Source organism: Streptomyces tritici (assembly GCF_048500665.1).
Taxonomy (GTDB): domain Bacteria; phylum Actinomycetota; class Actinomycetes; order Streptomycetales; family Streptomycetaceae; genus Streptomyces; species Streptomyces tritici.
This window is the reverse complement of sequence record NZ_CP183183.1, coordinates 3,034,280-3,059,260: the sequence shown is the minus strand read 5'-3', so window position 1 is coordinate 3,059,260 and position 24,981 is coordinate 3,034,280. Positions and strand designations below refer to the sequence as shown.

23 protein-coding genes are annotated in these 24,981 nt (G+C 75.3%); 13 read left to right on the top strand and 10 right to left on the bottom strand.

All coding sequences use genetic code 11. From position 1 onward, the window contains the following. Nucleotides 1-44: 44 nt before the first annotated feature. From ACNJ93_RS13940 to ACNJ93_RS13920, 5 genes are all read left to right on the top strand, one after another. A complete protein-coding gene (locus ACNJ93_RS13940; protein ID WP_418957730.1) occupies nucleotides 45-1,199 on the top strand; it encodes an ABC transporter substrate-binding protein in 1,155 nt (384 codons plus the stop codon). Then, nucleotides 1,196-2,161, top strand: coding sequence for an ABC transporter permease (locus ACNJ93_RS13935; protein ID WP_418957729.1), 966 nt, complete (start codon nucleotides 1,196-1,198; stop codon nucleotides 2,159-2,161). The genes ACNJ93_RS13940 and ACNJ93_RS13935 overlap by 4 nt, the downstream gene beginning before the upstream one ends. Further along, nucleotides 2,149-2,985, top strand: a complete 837-nt coding sequence (locus tag ACNJ93_RS13930; protein WP_418957728.1) for an ABC transporter permease — start codon at nucleotides 2,149-2,151, stop codon at nucleotides 2,983-2,985. The genes ACNJ93_RS13935 and ACNJ93_RS13930 overlap by 13 nt, the downstream gene beginning before the upstream one ends. A 7-nt stretch (nucleotides 2,986-2,992) precedes the next feature. Continuing rightward, on the top strand, nucleotides 2,993-4,084 hold the full coding sequence (locus tag ACNJ93_RS13925; protein ID WP_418957727.1) for an ABC transporter ATP-binding protein: 1,092 nt from the start codon (nucleotides 2,993-2,995) through the stop codon (nucleotides 4,082-4,084). A 102-nt stretch (nucleotides 4,085-4,186) separates the two neighbouring features. Next, nucleotides 4,187-5,626 carry an HAD-IA family hydrolase gene (locus ACNJ93_RS13920; protein WP_418961400.1) on the top strand — a complete coding sequence of 480 codons (1,440 nt, stop codon included), beginning with the start codon at nucleotides 4,187-4,189 and terminating at the stop codon, nucleotides 5,624-5,626. Nucleotides 5,627-5,697: 71 nt separating this feature from the next. Here ACNJ93_RS13920 and ACNJ93_RS13915 read toward each other — a convergent pair whose 3' ends face one another. After that, a complete protein-coding gene (locus tag ACNJ93_RS13915; protein WP_418957726.1) occupies nucleotides 5,698-8,265 on the bottom strand; it encodes a helicase-associated domain-containing protein in 2,568 nt (855 codons plus the stop codon). A 61-nt stretch (nucleotides 8,266-8,326) separates the two neighbouring features. Here ACNJ93_RS13915 and ACNJ93_RS13910 point away from each other — a divergent pair, with 61 nt between their 5' ends. Beyond that, nucleotides 8,327-9,193, top strand: coding sequence for an HAAS signaling domain-containing protein (locus ACNJ93_RS13910; protein ID WP_418957725.1), 867 nt, complete (start codon nucleotides 8,327-8,329; stop codon nucleotides 9,191-9,193). Between the two features lie 59 nt (nucleotides 9,194-9,252). Next, nucleotides 9,253-9,738 (top strand): GNAT family N-acetyltransferase, encoded by a 486-nt coding sequence (locus ACNJ93_RS13905; RefSeq protein ID WP_418957724.1) that lies wholly within the window; start codon nucleotides 9,253-9,255, stop codon nucleotides 9,736-9,738. A gap of 10 nt (nucleotides 9,739-9,748) precedes the next feature. Here ACNJ93_RS13905 and ACNJ93_RS13900 read toward each other — a convergent pair whose 3' ends face one another. Genes ACNJ93_RS13900 through ACNJ93_RS13890 form a run of 3 tightly spaced genes read right to left on the bottom strand, consistent with a single transcriptional unit; the run spans nucleotide 9,749 to nucleotide 12,644 of the window. Beyond that, a complete protein-coding gene (locus tag ACNJ93_RS13900; protein WP_418957723.1) occupies nucleotides 9,749-10,543 on the bottom strand; it encodes an ABC transporter ATP-binding protein in 795 nt (264 codons plus the stop codon). After that, nucleotides 10,540-11,643: a FecCD family ABC transporter permease gene (locus tag ACNJ93_RS13895; RefSeq protein WP_418957722.1), complete on the bottom strand. Its 1,104-nt coding sequence runs from the start codon at nucleotides 11,641-11,643 to the stop codon at nucleotides 10,540-10,542. The genes ACNJ93_RS13900 and ACNJ93_RS13895 overlap by 4 nt, the downstream gene beginning before the upstream one ends. Beyond that, nucleotides 11,640-12,644 (bottom strand): FecCD family ABC transporter permease, encoded by a 1,005-nt coding sequence (locus tag ACNJ93_RS13890; RefSeq protein WP_418957721.1) that lies wholly within the window; start codon nucleotides 12,642-12,644, stop codon nucleotides 11,640-11,642. The genes ACNJ93_RS13895 and ACNJ93_RS13890 overlap by 4 nt, the downstream gene beginning before the upstream one ends. 140 nt (nucleotides 12,645-12,784) lie before the next feature. Here ACNJ93_RS13890 and ACNJ93_RS13885 point away from each other — a divergent pair, with 140 nt between their 5' ends. After that, on the top strand, nucleotides 12,785-13,423 hold the full coding sequence (locus ACNJ93_RS13885) for an HAD family hydrolase (protein ID WP_418957720.1): 639 nt from the start codon (nucleotides 12,785-12,787) through the stop codon (nucleotides 13,421-13,423). Here ACNJ93_RS13885 and ACNJ93_RS13880 read toward each other — a convergent pair. Then, nucleotides 13,420-13,674: a hypothetical protein gene (locus ACNJ93_RS13880; protein WP_418957719.1), complete on the bottom strand. Its 255-nt coding sequence runs from the start codon at nucleotides 13,672-13,674 to the stop codon at nucleotides 13,420-13,422. The genes ACNJ93_RS13885 and ACNJ93_RS13880 overlap by 4 nt on opposite strands. Nucleotides 13,675-13,823: 149 nt before the next feature. Here ACNJ93_RS13880 and ACNJ93_RS13875 point away from each other — a divergent pair, with 149 nt between their 5' ends. Then, nucleotides 13,824-14,207 (top strand): cold-shock protein, encoded by a 384-nt coding sequence (locus tag ACNJ93_RS13875; RefSeq protein WP_418957718.1) that lies wholly within the window; start codon nucleotides 13,824-13,826, stop codon nucleotides 14,205-14,207. 12 nt (nucleotides 14,208-14,219) lie between these two features. Here ACNJ93_RS13875 and ACNJ93_RS13870 read toward each other — a convergent pair whose 3' ends face one another. From ACNJ93_RS13870 to ACNJ93_RS13855, 4 genes are all read right to left on the bottom strand, one after another. Then, nucleotides 14,220-15,065, bottom strand: coding sequence for a 1,4-dihydroxy-6-naphthoate synthase (locus ACNJ93_RS13870; protein WP_418957717.1), 846 nt, complete (start codon nucleotides 15,063-15,065; stop codon nucleotides 14,220-14,222). Continuing rightward, entirely contained in the window at nucleotides 15,062-15,871 is an 810-nt protein-coding gene (locus ACNJ93_RS13865) for a futalosine hydrolase (protein WP_418957716.1), read from the bottom strand. The genes ACNJ93_RS13870 and ACNJ93_RS13865 overlap by 4 nt, the downstream gene beginning before the upstream one ends. 7 nt (nucleotides 15,872-15,878) lie before the next feature. Beyond that, complete coding sequence (locus tag ACNJ93_RS13860) at nucleotides 15,879-16,358, bottom strand: DUF2771 domain-containing protein (RefSeq protein ID WP_418957715.1); 480 nt, start codon at nucleotides 16,356-16,358, stop codon at nucleotides 15,879-15,881. Nucleotides 16,359-16,453: 95 nt separating this feature from the next. Then, nucleotides 16,454-17,743: an MFS transporter gene (locus ACNJ93_RS13855; protein WP_418961399.1), complete on the bottom strand. Its 1,290-nt coding sequence runs from the start codon at nucleotides 17,741-17,743 to the stop codon at nucleotides 16,454-16,456. 465 nt (nucleotides 17,744-18,208) lie between these two features. Here ACNJ93_RS13855 and ACNJ93_RS13850 point away from each other — a divergent pair, with 465 nt between their 5' ends. Continuing rightward, on the top strand, nucleotides 18,209-19,129 hold the full coding sequence (locus ACNJ93_RS13850) for a DUF3027 domain-containing protein (RefSeq protein ID WP_418957714.1): 921 nt from the start codon (nucleotides 18,209-18,211) through the stop codon (nucleotides 19,127-19,129). Between the two features lie 119 nt (nucleotides 19,130-19,248). Beyond that, nucleotides 19,249-22,401 (top strand): sacsin N-terminal ATP-binding-like domain-containing protein, encoded by a 3,153-nt coding sequence (locus ACNJ93_RS13845; RefSeq protein WP_418957713.1) that lies wholly within the window; start codon nucleotides 19,249-19,251, stop codon nucleotides 22,399-22,401. Between the two features lie 16 nt (nucleotides 22,402-22,417). Here the strand turns inward: ACNJ93_RS13845 and ACNJ93_RS13840 are convergent, their stop codons facing one another. Then, the gene (locus ACNJ93_RS13840; protein ID WP_418957712.1) at nucleotides 22,418-23,086 is read right to left on the bottom strand and encodes a Tat pathway signal sequence domain protein; all 669 of its coding nucleotides are present in this window, start codon (nucleotides 23,084-23,086) and stop codon (nucleotides 22,418-22,420) included. A gap of 359 nt (nucleotides 23,087-23,445) precedes the next feature. Between ACNJ93_RS13840 and ACNJ93_RS13835 the strand changes: the two genes are divergently transcribed. Beyond that, complete coding sequence (locus ACNJ93_RS13835) at nucleotides 23,446-24,120, top strand: TetR/AcrR family transcriptional regulator (RefSeq protein ID WP_418957711.1); 675 nt, start codon at nucleotides 23,446-23,448, stop codon at nucleotides 24,118-24,120. Nucleotides 24,121-24,343: 223 nt separating this feature from the next. Beyond that, nucleotides 24,344-24,979 (top strand): DUF6230 family protein, encoded by a 636-nt coding sequence (locus ACNJ93_RS13830; RefSeq protein WP_418957710.1) that lies wholly within the window; start codon nucleotides 24,344-24,346, stop codon nucleotides 24,977-24,979. The last annotated feature ends 2 nt before the right edge of the window (nucleotides 24,980-24,981 follow it).

Here is a 24,981-nt window from a genome sequence, read left to right as displayed (position 1 = left end):
GTTCAGACAAGTTGTCCCCCTACGACGCTCCCCCTGGAGAAGCCGTGTCCGTCCCCCCGAGAAGCGCCGCCGCCTGCGGCTCGCTCGCGCTCGTCGCCGCCCTCGCCCTGACCGCCTGCGGCGCCGCCCCCGAGAACGACACCACGACCGCCGACGGCAGGAACGCCGCCACGGCCACCTCCGCCGCCGACTTCGGCGGCATGGACGCCCTCGTGAAGGCGGCCAAGAAGGAGGGCCGGCTGAACGCCATCGCCCTGCCCCGCGACTGGGCCAACTACGGCGCGCTGATCGACGGCTTCGAGAAGAAGTACGGGATCACCGTCGAGGTCGACAACCCGGACGGCTCCAGCCAGGAGGAGATCAGCGCCGTCACCACCCTCAAGGGCCAGGACCGCGCCCCCGACGTCCTCGACCTCGGCCAGTCCTTCGCGCTCTCCGGCGCCCAGCAGGGCCTGTTCGCCCCGTACGAGGTCGCCGCCTTCGCCGACATCCCCGCCGCCCAGAAGGACGCGCAGGCCCGCTGGTACAACGACTACGGCGGCTACGTCTCCATCGGCTGCGACGCCAAGCGCGTGAAGACCTGCCCGGCCACCTTCAAGGACCTGCTCAAGCCCGAGTACAAGGGCCAGGTCGCCCTCAACGGCAACCCGACCAAGTCCGGCTCCGCCTACGCCGGCGTCTTCGCGGCCTCCCTGGCCAACGGCGGCTCCTTCGACGACATCCAGCCCGGCATCGACTTCTTCGGGAAGCTGAAGGCCAACGGCAACTTCAACCCCGTCGAGGCCACCCCCGCCACCGTCGAGAAGGGCGAGACGCCCCTCACCATCGACTGGGACTACCTGAACGCCGGCTACGCCGAGCAGTTCCGGAGCAAGGGCCTCGACTGGAAGGTCGTCGTCCCCGCCGACGGCCGGTTCTCCCAGTACTACTCGCAGGCCGTCAACAAGGACGCCCCGCACCCCGCGGCCGCCCGCCTGTGGCAGGAGTACCTCTACAGCGCCGAGGGCCAGAACCTCTGGCTGAAGGGCTACGCCCGCCCGGTCCTGATGCCCGCCATGGAGAAGGCCGGCACGCTCGACAAGGACGCCGCCGCCAAGCTGCCCGCCGTCCCCGGCACGCCCGCGTTCCCGTCCGAGGCCCAGGCGGCCAAGGCCAAGACCACCCTGGCGCAGGGCTGGGGGAAGGCCGTCTCCGGATGACCCTCCCCGCCTCCGCCCGTCCCGCGACCGCGGCGACGGCCCCCACGCGGAGGGCCCAGGCGCCCGCCGCTTCCCCGGCCACCCCGGGGAAGCGGCGGGGCCGCACCCCCCTCCGCGCCCCCTTCCGCACCCCCGCCTGGCTCGCCGTCGTCCCGCTGCTCGCGGTCACCGCCCTCGCCTTCGGCGTCCCCGCCCTGGCGATGCTGGCCGGCGCGTTCACCGTGAAGGACCCGGTCACCGGGGCCGGTTCGTACGGGCTCGACAACCTGGCCACCTCGCTCCAGGGCGCGTACCTCACCGCCCTGCTCGGCAGCGTCGAGCTGTCCGCCGTCTCCGCCGGCATCGGCGTCGTCGCCGGACTCCTGCTCGCCCAGGCCGTCGTCACCTCCCGCTCCGAGGCGCTCCGGCAGGCCGTGCTCACCGCCTCCGGCGTGCTCGCCAACTTCGGCGGCGTCCCGCTCGCCTTCGCCTTCGTCGCCACCCTCGGCAACGCCGGCTTCCTCACCCGGAAGCTCGACCTCGCCGACAAGGGCTGGACGCTGTACGGCTTCACCGGACTGACCCTGGCCTACCTGTACTTCCTGATCCCGCTGATGGTGCTCACCATCACGCCGGCGCTCGAAGGACTGCGGTCCCAGTGGCGGGAAGCGGCGCTCGACAACGGCGCCACCCCCGCCCAGTACTGGCGGCACGTCGCCCTGCCGGTGCTCGCCCCGTCGCTCCTCGGCGGCTTCGTGCTGCTCTTCGGCAGCGCCTTCGCCGCCTACGCCACCGCCGCCGCGATGGTCGGCAGCTCGGTCCCGCTGGTCACCCTGCAGATCGCCGACGCGCTCGCCGGCAACGTCATGGTCGGCCAGGAGAACGTGGCCCTGGCGCTGAGCCTGGACATGGTCCTCGTCGCCGGGCTCGTCATGGCCGTGTACCTCCCCCTGCAACGACGGAGCGCCCGATGGCTCGCCTGACCCCTGCCCTCCGCGTACGCCCCGGGCGCGGTGTCGTCCTGCTGGTCGCGGCGGTCTACTTCCTGGTGCCGCTGGCCGCCTCCGTCCTCTTCACGATCGACGTCCCCGGCCGGGGCCTCACCTTCGACGCCTACACCGAACTGCTCGGCGCCGAGGGCTTCCTCACCAGCCTGCTGCTCTCCCTCGAACTGGCCGCCGCCACCATCGCGCTGGTGCTGCTGCTGATGGTGCCCGCCATGGTCGCGCTGCGGCTCGGCGCGCCGCGGCTGCGGCCGGTCGTCGAGGTCGTCTGCTCGCTGCCGCTGGTCGTGCCGCCGATCGCGTTCGTCGCCGGCATCGCCTCCGTCCTGACCTGGGGGCCCGAACACCTCTCCCGGACGCCGCTCTTCCAGACCTTCGTCGCCGTCCAGAACCCGGACTTCCCGGTGGTGCTCGTCCTCGCGTACACGGTGATGGCGCTGCCGTTCGTGCACCGGGCCCTCGACGCGGGCCTGCGCGCCGTCGACGTGCCCACGCTCGTCGAGGCCGCCCGCAACTGCGGCGCGAATTGGCCGCGGGCCCTGCTGCGGGCGGTGCTGCCGAACCTGCGCGGGGCGCTGCTGAACGCGTCGTTCCTCACCCTGGCGCTGGTGCTCGGCGAGTTCACCGTCGCCCAGATCCTGAAGTTCCGGCCGTTCGCCGTCTGGATCGTCGGCATCGGCGGCTCGCAGGCCCAGCTGTCCGTGGCCGTGTCCGTGCTCAGCCTGTTCGTCACCTGGCTGCTGCTGCTCGGCCTCGCCTTCGCCGGCGCCCGCCCCGCCGCCCCGACCACCACCGAGAAGTGAACCCGACATGACCGTCACCGCCTCCCGGCCGAAGGCCGGCCCCGCCGCCACCGACTCGGCCGCCACGGTCGAATTCCGGGGCCTGCGCCGCGCGTTCGGCGCCACCGTCGCCCTCGACGGGCTCGACCTGACCGTCCGGCCCGGGGAACTCCTGGCCCTGCTCGGCCCGTCCGGCTGCGGCAAGACCACCGCCCTGCGGATGCTCGCCGGCTTCGAGCGCCCCGACTCCGGCGAGATCCTCGTCGACGGCGAGGACGTCACCGGCGTCCCCGCCCACCGCCGCGACGCCGGCATGGTCTTCCAGTCGTACAGCCTGTTCCCGCACCTCAGCGCCCTCGACAACGTCGCCTTCGGGCTGCGGATGCGCAAGGTCCGCACCGCCGAGCGGCGCGCCCGCGCCACGGAACTCCTGGACCTCGTCGGCCTCGGAGACCAGGCCGGCCGCTACCCCCACCAGCTCTCCGGCGGCCAGCAGCAGCGCGTCGCCCTCGCCCGCGCCCTCGCCCTGCGCCCCCGCGTCCTGCTCCTCGACGAGCCGCTGTCCGCGCTCGACGCCAAGGTGCGGCTCACCCTGCGCGAGGAGATCCGCCGCATCCAGCGGGAACTGGGCATCACCACCCTGTTCGTGACGCACGATCAGGAGGAGGCGCTGTCCATGGCGGACCGCGTCGCCGTCATGCACGGCGGCCGCCTGGAGCAGATCGCCCCGCCCGCGGAGCTGTACGGTCGGCCCGCCACGGCTTTCGTCGCCGAGTTCGTCGGCACGATGAGCCGGATCCCCGGGGACCTCGACGGCAGCACCGTCGAGGTCCTCGGGCGGCGCCTCCCCGTCGACGGCGACGCGCCCGCAACGGCCGAGGTCGACGTGCTCGTCCGGCCCGAGGATCTGCGGGTCGCCGCCGACGCCTCCGGCACCGCCCGGGTCACGGCGGCCTCGTTCCTCGGCGCCGTCGTCCGGCTCACCGTCCGGCTCGCGGACGGCACCGAGGCCAAGGCCGACCTGCCCGCCCACGAGGCCCGCGCGCTGGCCGTCGGCGACGCCGTGACGGTGACCCCGCGCGAGCAGCCGGTCCTGGTGGCCGAGCGCGCCGCGCGCTAGCGCGCCGGCCTCGCAGCCGTACGTCTTCCGATGGAAAGAGAAACAGAGAACGTGACGCTGACCGCACAGCCGGGCGCCGCCCTCCAGGCCGTCCTGTTCGACATGGACGGCACCCTCGTCGACACCGAGGGCCTGTGGTGGGAGGCGGTGGAGCAGGTCGCCGGACGCCCGCTGACCGACGCCGACCGGCCGGACGTGCTCGGCCGCCCCGTCGAGCACACCGCCGCCTGGCTGGCCGCCGCCGACGGCGGCTCGGCCGAGGACCTCGCCGCCGCGCTGCACCGCGAGTTCGCCGACCGCGTCCGGGCCGGGGTCGTGCCCCGGCCGGGCGCGCTGGCCCTGCTGTCCTCGCTCGCCGCCGACGGCGTGCCCACCGCCCTGGTGACCGCCTCCCCGCGGTCCGTCGCCGACACCGTGCTCGCCGCCCTCGGCGCGCTGGGCGCCCCCGCGTTCGCGGTGTCCGTCACGGCCGACGACACCGCCCGCACCAAGCCCGAGCCCGACCCGTACCTCGCGGCCTGCCGGGCCCTGGCCGTCGACCCGGCCCGCTGCGTCGCCGTCGAGGACACGCCCACCGGGGTCGGCTCCGCCGAGGCCGCCGGCTGCGCGGTGCTCGCCGTGCCGTCCCTGGCGCCGATCGACGCCGCGCCCGGCCGGACCGTCCTCGACAGCCTCACCGAGGTCACCCCCGACCGGCTGCGCGCCATGGCCGGCGGCCCCCGGCTGACGGTGATGAGCTGGAACCTGTGGTTCGGCGGGGCGATGGTCGACGACGGCCGCGCCAAGCAGCTCGCGGCGATCCGCGGCTCGGGCGCCGACGTCGTGGGCCTGCAGGAGGCCGGCCCCGCCGCGACGGAGGAGCTGGCCGAGGCGCTCGGCTGGCACGGACACCACGTGGGCGACAACCTCGGCATCGTCAGCCGGCACCCGATCGTCGCCCGCCTCGGCGACCCGGACGTCGGCTTCTACGGGGCCACGGGCGTGCGCGTCCGCACGGACGACGGCCACGAGGTGGACGTCTGGACCGCGCACCTGCACTACACCCCGTACGGGCCGTACGAGGCCGACTTCGACGGGCTGCCGGCCGAGGAGCTGGTCGCCCACGAGGAGGTGAGGCTCGGTCAGATGCGGGACACCCTGGAGCGGATCGCGGCGGCGGCCGGGAACGCGCGTCCGGTCGTCCTCGTCGGCGACTTCAACGCGCCCTCGCACCTCGACCGCACCACCGTCCCGTGGCCGGTGACGCTGGCCGCCGAGGCGGCCGGGCTGCGCGACTCGTACCGGGAGGTCCACCCCGACCCGGTGCGCAGCCCCGGCCACACCTGGTCGCCGGTCCACGTCACGCACCCGGACGAGGGCTCCGGCAACGGGAGGCCCGAACCGCAGGACCGCATCGACTACGTCCTCCACAACGGCCGCGGGCTGCGGGTGCTCGACTCACGCACCCTGGTCACGGGCACCCCGAACCCGTGGCCGGAGGTCGCGGCGAACGCGTGGCCGTCGGACCACGCGGCGGTGCTCACGACGTTCGTCCTGGAGTAGGCGTCGTCCTGGAGCGGACGTTCGTCGAGCAGGCGTCGTCGTGGAGTACGCGTCGTTCGGGAGGAGGGCTGCTAGCCCTCGTCGTCGGCGAGTTCCGCGACGCCCGTAACGCGGTGCAGCGGGAACGTGCGGACCTCGTCGGCCGTGTGGTCGTAGCCGGTGACGAAGCCGCCCTCCACCCGGACCGGCGCGATCACCCGCTGGCTCGCGGCGCCGTCGGCGTTCACGTACCCGATCCACACCGCCGAGCCGGTCAGCGCCGCGGCCTGCACCGTGGCGAGGGTCTCCGCCGCGGAGGTGCGGGGCAGTTCGCCGGGCGCGCGCGGCGGCGCGTCCGGGCGTTCCTTGCGGACCGCCGTCGAGGCGAGGTCCCCGGCGCGGATCGCGCGGACCGCGGCCTTCAGGAGCGTGCCGTCGGGGGCCGGCGGCCCGTCCGGGACCGGGACGGGCGCGGTGCGCGGCGGGGTGCGGACCGCGTCGGCGCGGGTGATGAGCACGTCGCCCGCCGCGGACTCGGCGGCCGGCGCGTAGCCCATCGCGCGCAGCCCTTCGAGCAGCGTGGCCGGGTCGGTCTGCGCGGCGAGCACGGTCGGCGCGAGCCGGCGCAGCCGGAGCGCCGCTGACCGGCGGTCGGCGAGGATCTCGCCGAGCAGCGCGTCGTCGTCGCAGCGGACGTACGCGGACGCCGCCCCGATCCGCAGGTGGCCGTGCCGGCGGGCCACGTCGTCGATCAGGTACGCGAGCGGCTGAGGCACCGGCGTACGGGAGTGGGCGGCCAGGAACTCCTGCAGGTCGGAGGCGCTGCGCCCGGCGTCCAGGGCGCGGCGCACCGACGCCGGGGTGAACCGGTAGACGGTCGCGCCGCCCTTCGACTCGACGTCGGCGAGCACGGCCAGCGTCTCGGCGAGCGGCCGCTTCAGCGGGCCGGGCGCGACGGCGGTCAGGTCCGCCTGGAGCAGGACGTGGTCGACGGCCCCGGGCAGCAGCGGCGCGAGCAGCGCGGCCGCGCGGGAGGCGGCGACGGACAGTTCCACCCCGCCGCCGACCTCGCCGGGGGCGCGGTCGGGGCAGGGCCCGTCGAGCGGCAGGTTGAGCAGCGCCCGGCCGTGCCCGGAGAGCGCCCCCCGTCCGGTGAGCCCGAGGAGTTCGGCCTCGTCGAGCGCCCACAGGGCGAGCCTGGAGCGCAGGTCGGTGGGCCCGGCGGCCGTGTCGGCGCGGCCGGGGGCCGCGGCGGCCGAGCCGCGCAGCGGGCGCTCCCACGCGAGCCGGGCGAGCACGGACCGCGGGTCGGCGGCGGCGCCCGGCGGGAGGGTGGCCTGCAGGGTCAGGACCCGGCGGCGCACCTCGGGGGCGGGGGAGCGGTCGAGGTCCGGCCCGAGCACGGACAGCGTGCGCCCCTTGGCGTCCTGGCCGCCGACGAGTCCCGGGGTGCGGGTGCCCGGGAGCCAGGCGCCGACGAGGCGGGCCCAGCGGTCGGCGGGCGGCAGGTCGAGCCATTCGTCGTACGCGGGCGTCGGCGCGTACCGCTCGTCCGCCTCGCCGTCGGAGGCGAGCAGGCCCGCGCCGTGGCAGAGCTCCAGCCAGAAGGCGGCGACCGGTTCGGACACGTCGAGGGCGACGGCGGTGCGCTTGAGGTCGCGTACGGACAGGCCGCCGGCGCGCAGCACCGGGGGGCCGCCCTCGTTCCACTCGCGCAGCAGCTCCTCGACGGTGGCGAGCGCGGTGTACGCCTGGCCGGCGGCGGCGCTGTCCACAACCTGTGGACGGTACTCGCGCAGCACCTCCACGGCGGGCGGCACCGGCTCGACGACCCGGTGGGCGCGGCCGCCGCGCAGATGGAGCGCCGCCTCGCGGGGCAGCACGACCGTGCGCGTCGACACGGGCAGCAGCAGGCCCCGGTCGCGCAGCCAGCGGACCGGCGGCGGCGGGTCGGCGGTGACCTCGCCGTACGGCGGCCCCCAGACGAGCCGGTCGAGGACCGCGAGGGCGTCGGACGGGGCGGTGTCGAGCAGGGCGGCCATGCGCGTCCGGTCCGTGAACAGCTCCGTCAGCGCGGCCACGGCGGACACCGGGTCGTGGGTGGCGGGCAGCCCGGCCGCCGCGATGATCTCCTGCAGCCGGCCGGGGGACATGCCGGCGGTGGCCTCGGAGACCGAGGGCCCGAGACCGGTGGGGGAGGGGTGCTGGGGGGACGGGGCCAGGAGTTCGCGGGCGGTGCGGACCAGGCGCAGCCGGTCGTCGTCGCCCCAGACGAGCGCCTGCTCGCGCAGCAGCTCCACCGCGCGCGGCAACGCCTCGGCGATCGCCGGCTCGGGCTGCTCGTCCCCGGTCAGCAGCGCGAGCAGCACCGGGTACGGGGCCGGGTCCGGGGCCACGGCGAGGGCCTCGGCGGTCTGCAGGGCGAAACGGTCGAGGCGTTCGAGGGCGCGGACGACGGAGGCGCGGGTGCCGGCGCGGGTCGCGAGCTGGGTGAGGTCGTTCGGCACCGGCGACAGGAGGTCCGGCCGGGCGCGCAGCAGCGCGGCGAGCCCCTCGTCACCGCGGGCGCGGAGCGCCTCGGCGAGGGTGCGGGGCGGTGTCGTGCCGCCCGCGTTCCGTTCGGGCACGTGCGCCTCCCGATTGCGCTCTGCGGTCCCCATCCGCACCACGTTAGCCCCTGGACAGGCGCTAACGTCATGACCGAGCGGCCGGGGAGGGCGGATGGGCATCGAGAGCGAGCAGCTGGTCTTCGACTACCTGAGCCGGGTCGGGGACCTGGCGCAGCAGCGCCAGCTGCCGTCCGGGGAACGGATGAACCTCGTCGCGGAGCTCCGCGAGGAGATCGGCCGGCAGCGCGCCAAGGCGCTCGGCGGCGGCGACAGCCCGGCGACGGTGCGCCGCATCCTCAAGCGCCTGGGCTCGCCGGACGAGGTGGTGGAGCGCGCGGGCGGGGGCGTCCCCGCGCCGCGCGCGGAGACGCGGACCGGCGCGCCGGGCGCGGCGCCGGGCGGTGCGCAGGCCGGTGCGCAGGCCGGCTCGTCCGCCGGGGCGGAGCCCGGGGACTGGTGGGCCGAGGGCCCGCCGGAACTGCCGGGTTTCGTCGGCGGCGTGGAGGTGGCGGAGATACTCCGCCCGCCGGCGAAGGAGCCGGAAGAGCCCGACGGGCACGAGGAGCCCGAGGAGCAGGAGGAACCGGAGTCCGGGGAACCGGGCGGGCGGCGGGCGCTCCTCGCCCGGCTGTCCCGGCCGTCCCTGCGCAACCCGGTGCTGCTGCTGGCCGCGGGCCTGCTCGTGGCCGGAGCCGTCCTGGGCTCCCTGCTCGCCCTCGCGGGCGGCTGGCTCCTGGCGTACGCCTCGCGCCGGCTGAGCCCGTTCGAGTCGAAGCTCGCCGTCCTCGGCCTGCCGGGCGCGGCGCTGGCCGGCGGAGTCCTGTGGATCTGGGGCCGCGTCGACGGCCGCTGGGGCGCCCCGGTCCCCGCGGGCGGCGAAGCCCTCACCCGGGCCGTGTCCGAGACCTGGCCCTGGGCCCTGCGCGCCGCGGCGTTCGCCTCCGCGCTGTACCTGATCTGGCGCTCCCGCCGCGTATGACGTCTGTTCCGCACGTCCGACCGAAGCCTGACCACCCTCGAACGGAAGAGCCGAGAACCGTGCCGCACGACCGCACCGACCGCCCCGTCCCGCCCGTGACGCTGGAGGAGATAACCGACGACAACTGGCGGGCCGTCGCCGACGTCGCCCCCACCGACGACCAGCGCCGGTTCGTGGCCGCCCTCGGCGCCCGCTACCTGCTCCTGTCGATGCGCGGCGGCGTCTGGAACTCGCTCGGCGTGCGCGCCGGCGACGCCGTCGTGGGCCACGTCATGTGGGCCGTCGACGAGGCGGACGGCAGCCACTGGATCGGCGGCATGATCATCGACGCCGCCGAACAGGGCAAGGGCCTCGGCCGCGCCACCATGCACGCGCTGATCCGGCGCCTCGCCGCCCTCCCGGACTGCCGGGAGATCCGCCTCTCCTACCACCCGGACAACGTCCCGGCCGCCCGCCTCTACGCCTCCCTCGGCTTCACGCCCACCGGCGAGCGCGAGGACGACGAACTCGTCGCCGCCCTGCCGGTCGTACGGGACACCCCCTAGGAGGCACCCCCTAGGAGGCGTCCGACCAGGGCGTCGACGGGACCACCAGCGGGCTGCCGGTGATCGGGTCCGGGACGACCAGGGACCGCAGGCCGAAGACCTCCTCCACCAGTTCCGCCGTCACGACGTCCCCCGGCGCGCCCTCCGCGACGACGACGCCCGACTTCATCGCCACCAGGTGGTCCGCGTACCGGGCCGCCTGGTTGAGGTCGTGCAGGACCAGCACCACCGTGCGCCCGCGCGTACGGTTCAGCCGGCGCACCAGGTCCAGGACCTCCACCTGGTGCGCGATGTCCAGGTACGTCGTCGGCTCGTCGAGCAGCAGCAGGTCCGTCTCCTGCGCCAGCGCCATCGCGATCCACACCCGCTGGCGCTGACCGCCCGACAGCTCGTCCACCGAGCGGTCCGCGAGGTCGTCGACGTTCGTCCACGCCATCGCGTCCACGACCGCCCGCTCGTCGTCGTCGGACCACTGCCGCCACCACGCCTGGTGCGGCTGCCGCCCCCGGGACACCAGGTCCGCGACCGTGATGGCCTCCGGCGCCACCGGTGTCTGCGGCAGCAGCCCGATCGACTGCGCGACCCGCTTCGTCGGCAGCTTCGCCAGCGACTCGCCGTCCAGCAGCACCGCCCCGCCCCGCGGCTTCAGCAGCCGCCCCAGCGCCCGCAGCGTCGTGGACTTGCCGCAGGCGTTGGGGCCGACGATCACCGTCACCTTGCCGTCGGGCACGTCCAGGTCCAGGTCCCGCACCACCGTGCGGTCCTCGTACGCCAGCGTCAGCCCGCGCGCCGTCAACCTGCTCATGCTCGTCCTCCCGAAGTACGGCTGCGCACGATCAGCCAGATCAGATACGGCGCGCCCACCGCCGCCGTCAGCACCCCCACCGGCAGCTCCACCGGGGCGAGCAGCCGCCGCCCGAGCAGATCCGCGAGCACCACGACCGCCGCGCCCGTCAGGGCGGAGGCGAGCAGGGGGATCTGTGCCGTACGCGTCATCCGGCGGGCGATCTGCGGCGCGAGCAGCGCCACGAAGTCCACCGGTCCCGCCACGCCCGTCGCCACCGACGCGAGCACCACGCCCAGGAACACCAGCCCCAGCCGCACCCGGCCCAGCGGCACCCCGAGCGCCGTCGCCGTCGCGTCGTCCAGCGACACCGACCGCTGCGCCCGCGCCGCCCACAGCACCGCCGGCGCGAGCACCGCCAGCGTCAGCGCCAGCGGCCCCGCCTCGTCCCAGCCGCGCCCGTTCAGCGAACCGGTCATCCAGATCTGGGCCTGCTGGGCGACCAGATAGTCGCCCTTCGTCATGAACAGCGTCATCAGCGACCGCAGCGCGATCGCGACACCGATCCCGATCAGCACGAACCGCGCCGCGTGCAGCCCGCCCCGCCAGGCGAACACGTACACCAGCGCCGCCGCCGCGAGACCGCCGGCCACCGACAGGTACGGCAGCACCGTCCACGACGTCACGCCGAACGTCAGCGCGCCCACGGTCAGCGCGCCCGCGCCCTGGCTGATGCCGATGATGTCGGGGCTGGCCAGCGGATTGCGGGCCACCGTCTGGATCAGCGCCCCGGCCACCCCGAACGCCGTCCCGACCAGCAGCCCCACCACCAGCCGCGGCAGCCGCAGCGTGCCCACGACCAGCTCCGCCGGGGACTCCTGCCCCAGCAGGACCTTCACGACCTCCGCCGGGGCCACGAACCGCTCGCCCCAGCACAGGGACGCCACCGACGCCGCCGCCAGCAGCACCGCGAGCACCGCCGCCACGACCACCGACCGGCGGTGCACCAGGAACGACGCCCCGCGCCGTCCCGCCCGCACCACCGTGTATCCGGCGGGCCGCACCGTCCCGGCCCGCGCCGCCGCGGCCCGTGCCGCGCCCGTCGTCGCCGTCCCGGTCACGCCGGCACCGCCTTCCTGCGCACCAGCGTCACCAGGAACGGCACCCCGATCAGCGCCGTCATCACGCCCGCCGCGACCTCGCCCGGCGGGAACAGGATCCGCCCCAGCACGTCCGCCACCAGCAGCATCACCGGACCCACCAGCGCCGCCATCGGCAGCACCCAGCGGTGGTCGGAACCCACGATCGCCCGCGCCACGTGCGGCACCGCGAGACCGATGAAGGCGATCGGCCCGGCCGCCGCCACCGCCGCGCCGGTCAGCACCGTCGCGCCCAGCCCCGCCACGATCCGCACCGTCGCGACCTTCTGCCCGAGCCCCTTCGCCACGTCCTCGCCCAGCGACAGCGCGTCCAGGCCCCGGGCGACCGCCACCACGAGCACCGTGCCGAGCAGCAGGAACGGCCAGACCTGCGCGATGACCACCGTGTCGCGCCCGTCCAGCGCACCGGCCTGCCAGAAGCGGAACTCGTCCAGCGCCGCGGCCTTCGTCGTCAGCACGCCCGTCGTCACCGACAGCAGCAGCGCGTTGATCGCCGCCCCGCCGAGCGCCAGCTTCACCGGCGTCGCCCCGCCCCTCCCCCTGGAGGCGATCGCGTACACCGCCACCGACGCCAGCGCCGCGCCCGCGAAGGCGAACCACACGTATCCGGCCAACGTGTGCACCCCGGCGAAGGCGATCGCCAGGACCACGCCCACGGACGCGCCCTGGCTGATGCCGAGGATGCCGGGGTCGGCGATCGGGTTGCGGGTGATGCCCTGCAGGGCCGTGCCGGCCAGCGCCAGCGCGGCGCCGACCATCAGGCCGATCAGCGTCCGCGGCACCCGCAGCTCGCGCACCACCTGCGCGTCGTCGCCGGTCCCGCCGTGCAGCAGCGCGTCGAGCACCGTCGACGGCGGCACCGCGCGGGCGCCCACGGCGAGGCTCAGCAGCACGGCGAGCAGGAGGGCGACGACCGCCGCCGAGGTCGCGAGGACCCGTCTCGAACGGAAAGCGGCTGTCATCGGGGCCCATCAGCAGTGCGAGGTTCGGTAAGGCTTCGCTCAGTGGAGCGCAGGCCGCAGTAGTTTATGCGGCGACTATTTCCGGCCTGTTCGGGGCCGGGTTCCACCTGTTCGGGGCCGCGTTCGAACAGCCCGGCACAATGTCCCCCATGACGATGACCCCGCCCACCGTCGGCTTCGACCTCGACATGACGCTGATCGACTCACGGCCCGGCATCAAGGCCGCGTACGAGGCGTTCGCCGCCGAGACCGGAGTCTTCATCGACGCGGACCTCGCGGTCAGCCGCCTCGGGCCGCCCCTGGCCCAGGAGCTGGCCCACTGGTTCCCGGCGGAGGAGGTCGAGGACCGGGTCACGCAGTACCGCGCGCTCTACCCCACGTACGCGATCGAGCCCTCGGGCGCGCTGCCCGGCGCGCGGGACGCGGTCGCCGCCGTGCGCGAGGCGGGCGGCCGGGCGATCGTCGTCACGGCCAAGAACGAGGCGCACGCCAAGCTGCACCTCGTCCACCTCGGCATCGACCCCGACGCGGTGATCGGCGGCCTGTGGGCCGAGGGCAAGGCGGAGGCGCTGCGCGAGTACGGCGCGGGCGTGTACGTGGGCGACCACACCGGCGACGTCCGCGGCGCCCGGGCCGCCGGCGCGCTGTCCGTCGCCGTGGCCACCGGGCCCTGCGCCGAGCCCGAACTGCGCGCGGCCGGGGCGGACGTCGTCCTGCCGGACCTGACACACTTCCGCGCCTGGTGGGACGCCCACCGCTGGGCCGGCGAACCGGCCTAGACCCCGCGCGCCTGCTTCCGCTGCGCCGCGATCGACCGCAGCACCCCGGCCCCGGCGAGCGCGAAGCCGACGCCCATCAGCATCGACACCAGGTACGCGACGGTCGGGAACGGCTCCGTGCCCAGGAACAGCGGGGCCACCGTGACCAGCGTGGCCGCCGCGCCGACGATGAACACGACCGCACCGGCCCGGATCAGGCCGTCACCCGGAGCGGCGGTGTTCGAAGGCTTCGCGGGGGTTTCACTACGCATTCGGCCAGGGTAGTTCCCAGGCCGGAGGAACAAACCGGCGGCGTCTTGTCAGCAGGCCCCGGACCATTAGCCTTAATGTCGGCGGGTCACGGAGACCCGCTTGATTGCTATCCAGAGCTATTCCGACGAGTACGAGGACGAGGACGGACGTGCCTACCGGCAAGGTCAAATGGTTCAATTCCGAGAAGGGCTTCGGCTTTCTCTCCCGGGACGACGGCGGTGACGTCTTCGTCCACTCGTCCGTGCTCCCGGCCGGAGTCGAGGCACTCAAGCCCGGTCAGCGCGTGGAGTTCGGCGTGGTCGCGGGACAGCGCGGCGACCAGGCGCTGTCCGTGACGGTCCTCGACCCGACGCCGTCCGTCGCCGCGGCGCAGCGGCGCAAGCCGGACGAACTGGCGTCGATCGTGCAGGACCTGACGACGCTCCTGGAGAACATCACGCCGATGCTGGAGCGCGGCCGCTACCCCGAGAAGATCCAGGGCAAGAAGATCGCCGGCCTGCTCCGGGCGGTCGCCGACCAGCTCGACGTGTGAGCCGCGTCCGCGTCAGGGAAAACGCAGCGCGTCCGGGCCGAGGGGCGGTACGAGCCCCTCGGCCGCGGCGCGCGTGAGCAGGCCGCGGACGGCCGCGTAGCCGGCCTCCCCGAGGTCGGCCGTGAACTCGTTGACGTACAGCCCGATGTGCTGGTCCGCGACCTTCGGGTCCATCTCCTGCGCGTGCTCGACGACGTACGGCCGGGACGCCTCCGGGTCGTCCCAGGCCATCCGGACCGAGGTCCGCGCCGACTCGGCCAGCAGCCGCAGGGTGTCCGCGCCCAGCGAGCGCTTCGCGATGATCGCGCCCAGCGGGATCGGCAGGCCGGTGGTGTGCTCCCAGTGCTCGCCCATGTCGGCGAGGCGGTGCAGTCCGTAGTCCTGGTACGTGAACCGGGCCTCGTGGATCACCAGGCCCGCGTCCACCTTCCCGTCCCGCACCGCGGGCATGATCTCGTGGAACGGCATCACGACGACGTTCCCCACGCCGCCCGGGACGACGTCCGCCGCCCACAGCCGGAACAGCAGGTACGCGGTGGAGCGTTCGCTCGGCACCGCGACCGTCCGCCCGGTGAGGTCCAGGCCCGGCTCCCTCGTCAGCACGAGCGGGCCGCAGCCGCGGCCCAGCGCGCCGCCGCAGGGCAGCAGGGCGTACTCGTCGAGGACATAGGGCAGCACCGCGTACGAGACCTTCAGCACGTCGTGCGCGGCGTCGCCGCGCTCGGCCCAGCCGTTGGTGACGTCGATGTCGGCGAAGGTCACGTCGAGGCGCGGGGCGCCGGGGACGCGGCCGTGGGCCCAGGCGTCGAAGACGAAGGTGTCGTTCGGGCAGGGCGAGTACGCGATCTTCAGCTTCACTTCGGCTTCCTGAGTTCTGCGGGCTCCGCGAGGTCCCCGGGCGCCGGGCCGCCGGCGAGGAGACGGAAGGCGTGGGTCAGGGCGGCCAGGGCCTCGCCGATGCGCCAGGCGGCGCGGTCGCGGGGGCCGACGGCGTTGGAGACGGCGCGGATCTCGATCACCGGCAGGCCGTGCGCGGCCGCCGCCTCGGCGACCCCGAAGCCCTCCATCGCCTCGGCGACGGCGCCCGGGTGACGCCGCGCCAGCTCGGCGGCGCGGGCGGCGGTGCCGGTGACGGTGGAGACGGTGAGGACGGGGCCGACGCGGGGGCCGATGCCGCCGGCGTCGAGCACGTCGGCGACGTGCCGGAGGAGGGCCGGCGGGACCCGGTGCGCGGAGCGGCCGAAGCCGAGGTCCTCGACCGGCAGGTAGCCGTCGGGGGTCTGCGCGCCGAGGTCGGCGGCGACGAGGGCGTCGGAGACGACGACCGAGCCGAGCGGGGCGTGCGGGGCGAAGCCGCCGGCGATCCCGGCGGAGACGACGAGGCCGTACGGGGCGTCGTCCAGGGCCGCCCGGGCGAGGGCGGTGGCGGTGGCGGCCGCGGCGGCCGCCGGGCCGACGCCGGCGACGAGCACGTCGACGGCGGAAGGGGCCCCGGCCGGCGCGGCGGGGCCGCCGGAGGCCGTGGGGACCGGGACCGCGGTCGTGTGGCGGCGCAGGGCGTACCCGCCGGGCAGGGCGTCAGGGCGCCCCTCGCCGGCGAGGCCCCGGGCGACGGAGTCGGCCTCCGCCGCCACGGCCGTCACGATCAGGATCCGGTCGGTCACCGGCGGGTCAGGACTTCTTCTTCAGCTCGAACTGCCAGATGCCGGTGAGCTTCCGGCCGGTGTTCTCGACGATGGTGACCTGGGTCTTGTTGGTCGCCTCGCCGCCCTGGGCGGAGAAGAAGGCGCTGGCCGGAATGGTCCGGTACGTCTTCTTGTACGGCTCCGGCTCGGCCTGCTGGCCGCCGAGGAAGATCGTCCAGCCGTGGTCGGCGATCTCCGGGTCGACGCCGAAGCGGATCTTGTCGTCGCCGGAGACGGAGATGGACGTCGTGGCCTTCTTGTTCAGGCAGCCCTGGACGAGCGACTCCTTGATGGCCTTGCCGTCGTTGTAGCAGGTGGCCTCGGTGTGGACCGAGTCCGTCCCGACCGTCACGGTCGCGAGCGGCGTCGGCTTGTCGCAGGCGGAGAGTACGAGGAGGCCGGCGGAGACGGCCCCCAGGGCCACGGCGGCCCGGCGGCGCGAGCCGGAGAAGAACGCAACGGTCATGAGCCGAAGGCTATCGGTCGCACCGCCGCCGGGCTCCCCGACCCCCCGGTTCCCCCGGGCCGTCACACCGGCGAGGGCCCGCGCGGCGGGCCGGGTCAGGTGACGCGGGCGCCGGGCGGGCGGGGTGCGGGCGGGTGGCGCGGGGCCGTGAGCAGGCCGCGTACGGACAGCACGGCGCCCGTGGCGAGGATCGCCGCGGCCACGCCCATGCCCACGGAACCGTTCAGCGGCAGGGCGATGCCGATGGCGCCGCCGGCCACCCACGCCATCTGCAGCAGCGTCTCCGAGCGGGCGAAGGCCGAGGTCCGCACCACCTCCGGCACGTCCCGCTGGATGAGGGCGTCCAGGGACAGCTTCGACAGCGCCTGCGACAGGCCCGCGACGCCCCCGAGCACGGCAACCCAGGCCGGGCTGAAGAACAGCGCGGCGCACACCGCCGCCGACAGTTCCACGAGGATCATCGTGGCGATGATCACTTCCGGGCCGCGGGCCCGCAGCAGCGAGCCGATCGCCGTCCCGCAGGCGTTGCCCACCCCGGCGGCCACGCCCACGATGCCGAGGGAGACCGCCGCGCTCTGGCCCGCCAGCGGGTGCTCCCGGAGCAGGAAGGCGAGGAAGAAGATCAGGAAGCCGGACAGTCCGCGCAGCGCCGCGTTCGCCTGCAGTCCGTGCAGCACCGCCGGCCCCACCGTCCGCAGGCTGGGTTTCTTCTCGCCGTGCGTGAGCAGGTGGGCCGGGCGCTCGCCCTTCGCGGAGTCGACCTTGTGCGGCATCCGCAGCGCCCAGTACGCGCCCAGCAGGAACAGCGCGCACGCCCCGTACAGCGGCCAGGACGGGCCGATCCGCTGCATCGCCACGCCGATCGGCGCGGCGATGCCGGTGGCGAGCAGACCGGCCAGCGTGACGCGCGAGTTCGCCTTGACGAGCGAGAAGTTCGGCGGCAGCAGCCGGGGCACGACGGCGCTGCGGACCACGCCGTACGCCTTCGACGCCACGAGCACGCCGAGCGCCGCCGGGTACAGCTCCAGGCCCCCGGTCGCGACGGCGCCCGACATGGTGACGGCCAGGACGGCGCGGGTCAGCATCGCGCCCGCCATCGCCCAGCGGCGGCCGTGCGGCAGCCGGTCGAGCAGCGGGCCGATGACGGGAGCCAGGAGGGTGAACGGCGCCATCGTGATGGCGAGGTAGAGCGCGACACGGCCGCGGGCCTCGTCGGTCGGCACGGAGAAGAACACCGTGGACGCCAGCGCCACGGTGATCATCACATCGCCGGCGCCGTTCACCGCGTGCAGCTCGATCAGCTTGCCGAGGCCGGACTCGCCCGCGCCGTGCGCGTGCGTGGCGCGGCGGATGCCCTTCGCGGTGCCGGTGAACGGCAGGTGCAGGGCGCGGCCGAGTCCCCGGCCCGCCCGGCGGAGCGGCCCGGCCCGGTCGTGCGATCCCGTCGACGACGCCGAGGCCGACGACCTCGGCGGCCTGGACGACTTCGACGGCCCCGAGGACCTCGCGGCTGCCACCCCCTCATCGTCCCCCACTCCTCGCTCCCGCACCCCCTTGCGGCACCGGGTTTCCCGACCCTCTTGGGACGGGCAGGTGGGAAGGGGGCGGCGAACGGGGTAGCGTGCGTAGCGCGCCACCGGCGGAAGTCCTCGGCCGCGCGCCTCTTCGGCATCCCGCAGAATGGATGCTGGTAGGTGTGCCCGAGGCACGCGAGACTCACGAGAAACGTCGGGTGCGGACGTCGATGCGGCCCCCAGGTCCGCTCCGCCCGCCGCCCGTACACCGCTCGTCGCTGCTTCGCTCCTCGGCCGGCGCACCCGTGAGACGGCGTATGGAGAGAAGCGAGACCTGTGAGTGCTGCGACGACGCGAAGCCCGCGAGCCACGCGTACCCGTACCCCCGACCGTCTGTGCGCCGAGGCGGTAGACCTCGCCCGGGCGGCGGCGGAGGAGCTCGCGGCTCCTGGCGTCGTCGGCGAGCACGCCGGGGTCGTCGCGGACGGCGACCGGGTCGTCACGCACTACTTCGAGTGCAAGGAGCCGGGCTACCGGGGCTGGCGGTGGGCGGTCACCGTCACGCGGGCCTCCCGCGCCAAGAACGTCACGCTTGACGAAACCGTCCTGCTGCCGGGCTCCGACGCGCTCCTCGCACCCGAGTGGGTGCCGTGGAGCGAGCGGCTGCGGCCGGGCGACCTCGGGCCGGGGGACCTGCTGCCGACCGAGGCGGACGACCTGCGCCTCGAGCCCGGTTTCACCGGCGAGGACGCGCCGCCGCCGAACTCCGCGGTGTCGGAGGAGATGGCCGACCACCTCGACGCCGAGGACGCCGAGATCACCTCCCGGGCCCCCTCGCGCGGCGCGATCGCGTCCGTGGCGGAGGAGCTGGGGATGCGGCGGGCGCGGGTCCTGTCGCGGTACGGGCTGCACGTGGCGGCGGACCGCTGGGACGAGGCGTTCGGCGCGAAGACGCCGATGGCGCAGGCGGCGCCCGCGTCCTGCGAGTCGTGCGCCTTCCTGGTGCCGCTGGCGGGCTCGCTGCGGCAGGCGTTCGGCGTCTGCGCGAACGAGTTCTCCCCGGCGGACGGGCGCGTCGTGTCCCTCGCGTACGGCTGCGGCGGGCACTCGGAGGCGGCGGTCATGCCGAAGCCGCCGCGCCCCGCGGCGCCGGTGCTCGACTCGATGGCCGCGGACGAGTTCCCCCTGCGCCCCGCCAAGGACTCCGGCTCGGTCCCGGCGCCCGACGCGACGTCGGAGGACCTGGGCCACTCGTAGCGGCTCGCTCGGGACCGGACGCCCGCGCCCACACGGGTGGGGGCGGGCCCGCGTCGCTCGCTTCGCGCGGTACCTTCGGCCGCAGTGGGTAGCCGCCCGCCGTACCCGAGGAGCCAGCCGTGAGGACCAGCGTCCGGACGACGACCGACGGAGCCGACCCCTTCGGCACCGCCCGCCTGCGCCGGGGCGTTCTCGACGCCTGGGGCGCGAGCCCCGCCCGGTTCCGCGAGGACGCGAACGCCGAGGAGGACCTCGCCCTCGGCGGGTACCGCGACCGGCTCGTCGTCGAGCTCGCGCAGAACGCCGCCGACGCCGCCCGCCGGGCCGGCGTCCCCGGCCGGCTGCGCCTCACCCTGCACCCGGCGGACGCCGACGGCCCCGCCGCGCTGGCCGCCGCCAACACCGGCGCGCCCCTCGACGCCACCGGCGTCGAGTCGCTGTCCACCCTGCGCGCCTCCGCGAAGCGCGAGCACGACACCGCCGCCGTCGGCCGGTTCGGCGTCGGCTTCGCCGCCGTCCTCGCCGTCTCCGACGAGCCCGCCGTCCTCGGCCGGCACGGCGGCGTCCGCTGGTCCCTCGCCGAGGCCCGCGAGCTGGCCGCCGACACGGCCCGGCACAGCCCCGGCCTCGGCGACGAACTGCGCCGCCGCGAGGGCCACGTCCCGCTGCTGCGGCTCCCGCTGCCCGCCGAGGGCGCCGCGCCCGAGGGCTACGACACCGTCGTCGTCCTGCCGCTGCGCGACTCCGCCGCCGGCGACCTCGCCGAGCGCCTCCTGCGCGGCATCGACGACGCCCTGCTGCTCACCCTCACCGGCCTCGCCGAGATCGTCGTCGAGACCCCGGACGGCGTACGGACGCTGCGCCGCTCCGAGCAGGACGGCTACGTGCACATCGACGACTCCGCGTCCGGCACCCGCCGCTGGCGCACCGTCGAGCACGCCGGCCCGCTCGACCCGAAGCTGCTCGCCGACCGTCCCGTCGAGGAACGGCTGCGCCCGCACTGGTCCGTGACCTGGGCCGTCCCCGTCGACGCCGAGGGCGCCCCGCAGCGGCCCGCCACCGCGCCCGTCGTGCACGCGCCGACGCCCACCGACGAACCGCTGGGCGTGCCCGCCCTGCTGATCGCCTCGCTGCCGCTGGACACCGCCCGCCGCCACCCGGCGCCCGGCCCGCTGACGGACTTCGTCGTGGAGCGGGCGGCCGAGGCGTACGCCGAACTCCTCGGCGACTGGCAGCCCGTCGGCACCGGCACCCTCGACCTCGTCCCGGGCCCGGTCGGCAAGGGCGCCCTGGACGGGGCGCTGCGCGCCGCGATCCTCGGCCGGCTGCCGCGCGTGGCGTTCCTCGCGCCCGCCGTCGCCTCGGAGGAACTGCCGGCGCTGCGGCCGGTGGAGGCGGAGGTCGTGGAGGGCGCGGGCGCCGAGACCGTACGGGTCCTGGCGGAGGTCTTCCCGACGCTGCTGCCGGCCGGCCTGGAGCGCCGCGCCGAGCTGCGCACCCTCGGGATCGGCCGGGTGCCGCTGACGGAGGCGGTGGACCGGCTCGCCGGCGTGGACCGCGCGCCGTCGTGGTGGTGGCGGCTGTACGACTCGCTGTCCGGGGTGGACCCGGACCGGCTGACGGGCCTCCCGGTGCCGCTGGCGACCGGGGCTCCCGCGGACGGGCAGCCGGAGACGCCCGCGGCGACCCGTACCGCCGTCGGCCCGCGCCACCTGCTCCTGCCGCAGGAGCACACCCCCGCGGACCTGGCGCGGCTGGGCCTGAAGGTCGTGCACCCGGACGCGGCGCACCCGCTCCTGGAGAAGCTGGGCGCGCTGCCCGCCACGCCCCGGGCGATCCTGACGACCCCGCAGGTGCGGGCCGCGGTCGCCGCGTCCCTGGACGCGGGGGAGATCTGGGACGAGGACGCGGACACGCCGGACGCCGACGAGCTGGCGGAGATCGTGCTCGGACTCGTCCGGGAGGCGGAGCTGGAGCCCGGCGACGAGCCGTGGCTGGGCGCGCTGGCGCTGCCGGACGAGGACGGCGAACTGTCCCCGGCCGGCGAACTGGTGCTGCCGGGCAGCGCGTTCGCCGCCGTCATGCGCGAGGGCGAACTCGCCCTCGTGGACGCCGAGCTGGCCGAGCGCTGGGGCGAGCAGCCGCTCGCGGCCTGCGGGGTGCTGGCGAACTTCGCGCTCGTCCGCGCCACGGACCTCGTCCTCGACCCGGACGAACTGGAGCCGCGCGACAGCGACTTCCCCGAGCCGGACGACGCGGGGCTGCTCGACGCGGTCGACGTGTGGTGCGAGGACGTCCTCGACCGGCTCCCGGACTCGCCGGTGCCGCCGGTGGCGACCGAGATCGTCGCCGTACGGGACCTGGACCTGGTGGACGACGACGCCTGGCCGCAGGCGCTGGCGCTGCTGGCGCGGCCGCCGCTGCGGGACGCGCTGACGCAGCCGGTGAGGGTGCTGCTGCCGGACGGCACGACGGACACGGTCCGCTCGTACACGGCGTGGTGGCTGCGCGACCACCCGGTCCTGGACGGCCGCCGCCCCGCGGGCCTGCGCGCCGCGGGCACGGACCCGCTGCTCGCGGGCCTGTACGACTCCGCCGACGCGACCGGCTTCGAGGACGAGCAGGTGCTGCGGGCCCTGGGGGTGCGCACCTCGGTGGCCGCGCTCCTGGACGAGCCGGGCGGCGCGGCGGAGCTGCTGGCCCGGCTCGCCGACCCGGACCGCGAGGTCGGCGGCGCGCAGCTGCACGCCCTGTACACGGCCCTGGCCGATCTGGACCCGGAGCAGGTCACCCTTCCGGACGAACTGCGGGCGGTCGTGGACGGCGAACTGGTGGTGGTGGACGCGGCCGACGCCCTGGTGGCGGACGCCCCGGACCTGCTGCCGCTGACGGCCGGGCTGCCCCTGCTCCCGGTCGCCCCGTCCCGCGCGGCCGACCTGGCGGAGCTGTTCCAGGTCCGCCGGCTGAGCGAGGCGGTCGAGGCGGAGGTCACGTCGGACGGCGAGGAGCACGAGGTCCCGCCCGCCGTGCACGCCCTGCTCGGCCCGGCGACACCGGCCACGTACGTCGAGCACGAGGAGCTGCGCGCGGGCGGCGTCGAACTGGACTGGCGCCGGACCCCCGACGGGGTCGTGCACGCCGCCACCCTGGAGGGCGTGGCCGCCGGGCTGGCCTGGTCGGCCGCCCAGTGGCCCCGCCGCTTCGAGGTGGCGGCGCTCCTGGAGGACCCGTCCCGGACGGCGGAACTCGCCCGGGACAGGTGGTTCGACTAGCCGCCGGCCGGCCGGGTCAGTTCACGAAGACGACCGCGCCGCCCTGCGTGGTGTCCTTCACCGGGCCGTACTTGGCGCTGAAGAACCCGTTCGCGGGGCAGGTGCCGGGGCCGCTGTACTTGGTGAACTGCTGGTTGCTGAAGGTCAGCGAGTTGTCGGCGTTGGACGGGGTGGCCGTGAGGCTCGTCGCGCGGTAGACGCAGGTGGTCAGGCCGAGGATCGTGTTGATCTTCAGCGTGGTCTGGAGGGGGCCGGCGGCGCCCGCCGTCACCGTCAGGGAGCCGCCGGACGTCACGGCCGTGGCGTACGGCAGGTTGTTGACGGTGATGCTCTGCACGCCGGTGGCGCCGGTGATGTTGGTGGTGCAGCTGCTGAGCGTGTGCGCCGTCAGCGTCTCGGTGGCGGTGCCGGGGGCGGTCGGGTTGGTGTTGACCGTGGCGGTGAAGGCGGAGGAGTTGCAGGTGATGCCGCTGCTGCCGCCGGCCGTGGTGGTGATCTTCGCCTGGCTGCCGGTGGCGAGGGAGGCGGTCAGGACGTCGCCGGCGGCGACGGCCGTGCCGCCGGCGCTGCCGGTGGTCAGCACGTTGCCCGCGGCGGCCGTCGCGTGCGCGGTGGCCGTGAGGGCGGCGGTCAGCGTCGCGGCGACGGCGAGACCGGTGGAGGTGAGAAGGGCGCGCTTGCCCATGGGGGTTCCTTCCTTCGCGGTGGGGTGTGATGACGCGGCGGTGCGCGTGGGGCGCGCACGGCCTTCCGGGCACGGCGGAGCACCCGGAGGGCGTGGGGATGTGCGCGGGGGTGCGAGGGTGCGCGGGGTGAACGGCGAGCGGCTCCTGCCCGCCTCGTGCCACCGCCGGAACGATCCGGCGCCACGGATGTCCCGGCGGCGGTGTCGTGTTGCGCGTTCGGGAGTGATACTCGGGGCAGGGGATCGGGCAACTCCGCGTGGGAGCGGCGGAGTCGGACCGGTCTGCGCCGAGAGGAAAACCCATGAGGGTTGTAACTCCGCTCGCCGGTGCCGTCAACACCCCCGGGAGGACGTGGCCGATGGACGTCGTACGCGCCGCCGACGAGGCGCTCGTCCTGCCCGGCACCCGCACCGGGCGGGAGCCGGAGCGCTCGCTGCGGCCCGGCCCGCGCCGGCTGACGCCGGAGCAGGTGGCGTCGCGGCAGCGCGAGCGGCTGCTCGACGGCGTGGCCCGCACGGTCGCCGCCAACGGTTACGCGGGCGCCCGGATCAGCGACATCTGCCGGGCCGCCGGAGTCACCCGTCCGGTCTTCTACGAGCTGTTCTCCGGCAAGGAGGACGCCGTCATCGCCGCGTACCTGGGCGGCACCCGGATCGTCGTGCGCGCCATGGAGCAGGCGTACGGCGGGGCCGGCGGACCGGCCGCCTGGCCCGCCGCCGTACGGGCCGGACTGTGCGCCATGCTCGAACTCCTGGCGCGCAACCCGGTGTTCGCCACGATGGTCGTCGAGATCGAGTGCGTGGGGCCCGCGGGCCGCCGGGCGCGCGCCGAACTTCTGGCCAGTTTTCGCCGGTTCTTCTCCGACGCCCCGCCGGGACCGGCGGGCGTGGGGCGGGCCGAGCTGGTGGACATCGTCGTCGGCTCCGTCCACGCCGCCGTGCACCGGGCCGTCGACGAGGGGCGGTCGGAGCGGCTGCCCGAGCTGCTGGAGTCCCTCGTGCACGTGGTGCTCTCGCCGTTCCGGGAGCCGTGAGACCGGGCGGGAGGCCGGGCAGGAGCCTTGCGGGACCGGACGACAAGCGGTTTCTGCACGGCAATTGACTCGCGAGTAATAACGGGCGTACGTTCCGAAACGGTTCCCTGCGGCACGGCTGCCTCAGCACGGAGGAAGACCCAGGCGGGTCGGGGGACCGTTCGTCGTCCGCGCCAGGACACGCCGCGCAGGTCTGTTTCCTCATCTATGTCAGGAGCACCTCATGGCACTGTCCGAAGCCCCCCAGGGCGCCAGGGAGCCCGAGCGCCGCGGCCGGGTCCGCTACCGCCGCGCCGCGTCCATGGGCTTACCGGCCCTGGCCGTCGCCGCGGGGCTCGTCGTCCTCACCGCCCAGGGCGCGCTCGCCGCCCAGTTCGCGATCTCCGGCATGCCGTTCACGGTCGCCGCCGACTCCCTGGAGGGCCGCGGCTTCGGCCAGTTCGGCGGCATGGACAACATGGCCGAGGGCAGCCCCAACGCCGGCGACACCGGCGGTCAGGTCCTCGTCATCGTGACCGCGATCCGCGAGGCGGAGCTCACCAACCTCTGCCAGAGCGTGGAGCTCGGCGGCACCTTCCTGAAGATCACCGCCGGCGACAAGGGCACCACGGTCAAGGCCTCGGGCCTGACCACCGACTCCACCGAGATCTCCGGCAAGCTCGCCGCCTTCGACAACATCGAGATCGGCGGCGACGCGTCCACCTTCGACAAACCGCCGGTGAAGGGCCCGCTCGGCAGCTTCGGCCAGCAGGCCGACACCGTCAGCCTCAAGGACCTGCGGCAGACCAACTACGCCACCACCGCCGTCCGGTTCACCCTGCCCGACCTGCGGATGCGCTTCGCGTCGGAGGGCTGCTGACC